Source organism: Rhodopirellula maiorica SM1 (genome assembly GCF_000346295.1).
Taxonomy (GTDB): domain Bacteria; phylum Planctomycetota; class Planctomycetia; order Pirellulales; family Pirellulaceae; genus Novipirellula; species Novipirellula maiorica.
Map to the genome: position 1 here is coordinate 1 of NZ_ANOG01000191.1, position 4,659 is coordinate 4,659.

The window sequence follows — 4,659 nt, forward strand, 5'->3', positions numbered from 1 at the left end:
AGCCGGTTCGTCCGCGAGCGTCGTGACGTGCTCTGACTGGGGCCTCCGGGAACCGGGAAAAGTCATCTGGCCCAAGCGATCGGGTTGTCGCTGATCCGCGCCGGGAAGACGGTGTATTACCGCAGCATCTTTGACGTTGTTCGTGACTTCCTTCACGACGAGGCGCTCGATGGTCACGAGAAGATTCTCAAACGGTATCTCGAACCGGACTTGTTGATTATCGACGACATGGGAATGAAGCAACTTCCCAAACGAAGCGGCGAGTACTTGTTCGAGGTGATCATGCGTCGGCACGACGTCCGCAGCACGATGATGACGAGCAACCGTCCGTTGGAGGAATGGGGCAAGCTGATCGGCGATGTGCCCAGTGCGACGGCGATCCTGGACCGGTTCCTGCACCATAGCGATGTGATGCAGATCACAGGTCGAAGTTACCGGATGGGAAATTCGGGAAAAATTTCAAACAGTACCAAAGCGCCAACCGAGTCAACGACCGAAGAAGCTTAAGTCAAACAGTACCACTCGGGCCGAACCAGGCTCACCTTCTCCAACTGGTACCGTTTGAAGCGCCAATAGGTGGTACCGTTTCAGACACAAACTGACATCAGGATTTGAAGATCCAAATGGCTTTAGGTTAATTGTCGACATGACACTTCCGTATCGAGCGCATTTAGTGACTCAATTTGAGTGCATCTGATCGGAATGAACTGGACACTCAAGCCAACCTGGGATGGACATCATGATCGATTGACTCGGGCGTCATGTACATTTCGGAATCACATATGTTTTGAGATGCTTCCAAGTTCTCACAACCAACCGGTAATCTATCTTTCGTTCTTGGCGCCGCTACGGAAGCCTTCAGGAAAGAAACCCAAAAAGCGTGCCAACTGAAATCGAGCTAAGCTTTTCCCGTCAATAGAGAATATCCATTGACGGATACAATTCAGGCGACTTTTGCCTGCAGTGACCAACGATTGATCTTGCATGTATTACTTTTGCCCTTATTTGCATCGCAACGCGATCATTGGTTCGCCGACCTGCAAAGTCCTAATTCAGTTTCAACAACGAGCTTTCCGACTGATCACCACATGTCAGTCGCAAGATGAAGTAGCCGGGGCGGACACGGCTACCATGACGGTCCTCCAAATTCCACTCGACTGTCGTTGAATCGCCTGCGATGTTTTCAATCGTGATGATTTCTTCCCCGAATCGATCCCAGATTCTTAGGGTGGCCGTCTGGTTTGGGTCAGGGCATGTCACTGGAATGTGAATTGATTCTCCTTGACTGGCTCGGGTCAAAACAGACGCGGGCATAACATGACGACTGCTCGCAAATGCTCTAGCTGAGCTTCGACTTGTATCGCTGGCTTCGTACTTGTAAACAGTGACGCCTGATGAATAACCCACGGTCACTGGGGTCCCAAAAAACCGAAATCGGTTAATGGCTCGTCCGATCTCGTTTGCGTCACGCCAAGTCTTACCGCCGTCAGGCGTTGCGCTGCTAGACTGCCGTTCAAACTCCCGGTCTCCCCATCCGCCTACCCATCCCACGTTTTCGTCGATGAATCCAACACCCTCTAAGTTGGCATTTCGCTGAGGATCATTGATGGGAAGTCGTTCCCAATTCTCACCACCATCAGTCGTTTTCAAAATCGCACCGACATCAAAGGCTTCAAGGGAAACAAATCCAACTTGTTCGTTTATGAATTGAATTTTCCAACCCCACTCGCCCTTGACCAAGTCATCTGCAATTGAAGCCAGCTTATTCTCCCAGGTCGCTCCACCGTCATTCGTCTTAAGGACGACAGGAAACGAGTTGTCGCGAACTTGCGGTTCGTTGGGATCGATCTTGCCGCCAACGACCCAGCCTGTACTTTCGTCGGTAAAAAAACAGTCGATCAACATGTCTGCCCAGGCTTCCATGGGGAAGGCTGCGCCGGGGTCCGGCCTTGTGTTCGGTGTTCTAGAGGGAGAGCATAGAGAGATGCTCTCTCTTGCGACGGAGGATTGCCATGCCTAGACGGCCCCGGGTCCAGTTCCCTGGCACCAACTACCACGTCGCTACTCGTGGTGAGGGACGCCGCAAGCTGTTTCACAATCAAGGCCACTACGAGAGCTGGGGCCAAGGTTTGGTCTGTCGGGCGTGGACAGTGTATCGAATCTGGTCCGCCGAGCGGAACGGCGGTACAAAGAGTCCTCGCGGTGGCGTCAGGATGCAGCCAATATTGAATGACAACTTCACCTGAACACCGAAACACAAGTCCTGACCCCGGCGAATCCTTCCCCAGTGCGACCATTGCCACCCGCCCCGTCTAAATCATTGGCGAAATAGGCTTGAGTTGTTGCTGCTGCTTGCGTAGCTTCGATCGACGACGACGACTTTCTTCGGCCCTCTCCTTCGTCTCACGAGCCGACCGAAACATTTCAGGGAACTTACGTTCCAATTCTCGTTCCACTTTCGCTTGGATCACCTCCTCGATGAGTTGCCGATCCGTTTTGACGCAATATCGCTTTTCCGATGACGATCCACGCAAAGGCTTTGTCGCATCCAATGATGACACATGGAATGGTAATATCGCGATTTGGTCTTGAGCACTTACGTCATTGCTTAAAACGATTGCCAACAGAGGTAACGAAAGAAAGGCGAGTAGTTGTTTCACAGTCAATTTCCGTTTTTGATGGTTTCTGAAACAGAGCCGAGAAAATAGTTAAAACAAGAGTCTCTTCGCTATACTATTCGCAGCGAATTTGGAAATCGACGATGAGCTGCGGTCCAACTCTCGTGACAGTCCGAAAAAACAAAATGGGTCAAACCCGTTGGCGACAATGGTACAGAGGAAAGGCTACTCAATAGAATGATGATCGCATCGATGAGAGCTCGACTTTGCACGGCCTTAATGGTTCTAGGTTTGGGTTGCTGTTGCTTTGGATTTACCGCTGCACAGGAAACAGGGCCCAATGATTTGCAGAAATTCCACTTTCGACTTACAAATGCAAACCAAGTAACTGTGTGGTATGAGGAGAGGATATACGTAATTCGCGATAAAGTGCTACTAAATGAACTCACTCGCAGAGACTTCTGGCCCGTTGATATCAATTTAAAAACGGATAACCCAAACGTCCCTGACGGTAAGGGCATGCTCGGTCTTTTCATCAGTGATGGTACTGGAGTCTCGGGTATGGTTTTAATTTATGGCCTACCTTTTTTTCGCAGTGGATACCATCCCCAACCAATGGGGCAGTTTTGCAATCGCTTGATTGAAGAACTAGGGAAACTTTATGAATCGAAGAGCACGCCAATTGAACAACGAATGGCGAATGCAAATTACCTTACGGATAGGATTTTGTCATTCAGGCCGGCAGTAAAGACAGAAGACAGTTCACCTGGTAGTGACCAACGGGATGGCAAGCCATTAATCGATCAGAATGATCTACCAAGCGTCGAATTCGTGAATCCATTTGAATAGCATTTGGTATCCGCGCAATGCGGCAAGCCACTGTGCGACGATGGATGAAAAATCAAAATGGGTCAAGTCCCTTTGTTTCGTTCGCAAACGCGGAAGGCTGATGAAATGCCCAGATCACCACGAGCAGACGAAGCGGGAGGGCTTTACGACGCCCTAAACCGAGCAAACTTAGGTGCGAAGATTTTTCGCAAGCAAGGCCATTTCGTTGCTCTCGGGAAAGTCCATTACGAAACGCTGCGGATTTATCAGGTCGAACTCTACGTCTATCTCGTCCTCCATTGTTTCGGGTATATTAAGTGGAAGATTAGCCGATCGCCAATCCTGATCGTCACGTCAATTTCAGCTTCCCAGATAAAGTGATTTCCCTACAACAATTCGATCCGATTCGTTCCCGCGTTGCTCAGGCTGCAAAGATGTCGCCTGAGCAACGCGTGCTTGCTGGACTGGAGCAATCGGAACTTGCCATTCGCGTGGTCGAGGATGGGATTCGCGACCAGAATCCGCTTGCGGATGACGTGACGATCAAGCGATTGTTGAGCGAACGGATTGAGTTGATGCGCCGGCTACAAAATAGAACGTTGGCGAAAACGTGAAGCTGCTAGAATCGGTTTCGCGAATCATCGTCGGTGAAGGCTGCGCCGGGGTTCGGCCTTGTGTTCGGTGTTCTAGAGGGAGAGCTTAGAGAGCCGCTCTTTCTTGTGCTGGAGGATTACCATGCCAAGCCTGCCCCGGATCCAGCTCCCTGGCGCCAACTACCACGTCGTCACCCGTGGTGAGGAACGCCGCAAGCCGTTTCACAATCAAGGCCACTACGAGAGCTGGGGCCGAGGTTTGGTCTGTCGGGCGTGGACAGTGTATCGATCCTGGTCCGCCGAGCGGAATGGCGATACAAAGGGTCCTCGCGGTGGCGTCAGGATGCAGCCAATATTGAATGACAACTTCACCTGAACACCGAAACACAAACCATGCCCCTGGAGCAGCTTTCTCGTCCGACATGGCCCAAGGTGCGCAGAGACGTTTGATAGAATGATTATTTGGCAAAATGACTTCCAGGATCGAGGTGGTCCGATATTTAATCATTTTGCCCGCCAATCATTTTGCCAGTTCTCAATCCAGAGTCGTCGGGGCTTCGGCAGGGTCAGCAGCGAGGTTCGGGATTTGTACGCGGCAACTGCCGCCTGCCCGTCTGATT

6 protein-coding genes are annotated in these 4,659 nt (G+C 51.0%); 5 read left to right on the forward strand and 1 reads right to left on the reverse strand.

What is annotated here, in order from left to right; translation table 11 throughout:
• Window positions 1-36 precede the first annotated feature (36 nt).
• Window positions 37-507, forward strand: coding sequence for an ATP-binding protein (locus RMSM_RS05890; protein ID WP_081614035.1), 471 nt, complete (start codon window positions 37-39; stop codon window positions 505-507).
• Between the two features lie 540 nt (window positions 508-1,047).
• Here RMSM_RS05890 and RMSM_RS05895 read toward each other — a convergent pair.
• On the reverse strand, window positions 1,048-1,905 hold the full coding sequence (locus tag RMSM_RS05895) for a WD40/YVTN/BNR-like repeat-containing protein (RefSeq protein WP_160168237.1): 858 nt from the start codon (window positions 1,903-1,905) through the stop codon (window positions 1,048-1,050).
• Window positions 1,906-2,012: 107 nt separating this feature from the next.
• On the opposite strand from RMSM_RS05895, the gene RMSM_RS38130 reads away from it, so the two are divergent.
• From RMSM_RS38130 to RMSM_RS38135, 4 genes are all read left to right on the forward strand, one after another.
• On the forward strand, window positions 2,013-2,246 hold the full coding sequence (locus RMSM_RS38130) for a hypothetical protein (RefSeq protein ID WP_081614036.1): 234 nt from the start codon (window positions 2,013-2,015) through the stop codon (window positions 2,244-2,246).
• A 609-nt stretch (window positions 2,247-2,855) separates the two neighbouring features.
• Window positions 2,856-3,467, forward strand: a complete 612-nt coding sequence (locus RMSM_RS05905) for a hypothetical protein (protein ID WP_040764302.1) — start codon at window positions 2,856-2,858, stop codon at window positions 3,465-3,467.
• Window positions 3,468-3,823: 356 nt separating this feature from the next.
• Complete coding sequence (locus tag RMSM_RS05910) at window positions 3,824-4,060, forward strand: hypothetical protein (RefSeq protein ID WP_008692951.1); 237 nt, start codon at window positions 3,824-3,826, stop codon at window positions 4,058-4,060.
• A gap of 121 nt (window positions 4,061-4,181) precedes the next feature.
• Window positions 4,182-4,415, forward strand: coding sequence for a hypothetical protein (locus tag RMSM_RS38135; RefSeq protein ID WP_081614037.1), 234 nt, complete (start codon window positions 4,182-4,184; stop codon window positions 4,413-4,415).
• Window positions 4,416-4,659 lie beyond the last annotated feature (244 nt).

Excerpts from the sequence above, each read along its gene's own strand:
- RMSM_RS05895 (WP_160168237.1), bottom strand. The coding sequence starts at position 1,905 with ATGTTGATCGACTGTTTTTTTACCGACGAAAGTACAGGCTGGGTCGTT.
- RMSM_RS38130 (WP_081614036.1), top strand. The coding sequence starts at position 2,013 with ATGCCTAGACGGCCCCGGGTCCAGTTCCCTGGCACCAACTACCACGTC.
- RMSM_RS05905 (WP_040764302.1), top strand. The coding sequence starts at position 2,856 with ATGATGATCGCATCGATGAGAGCTCGACTTTGCACGGCCTTAATGGTT.
- RMSM_RS38135 (WP_081614037.1), top strand. The coding sequence starts at position 4,182 with ATGCCAAGCCTGCCCCGGATCCAGCTCCCTGGCGCCAACTACCACGTC.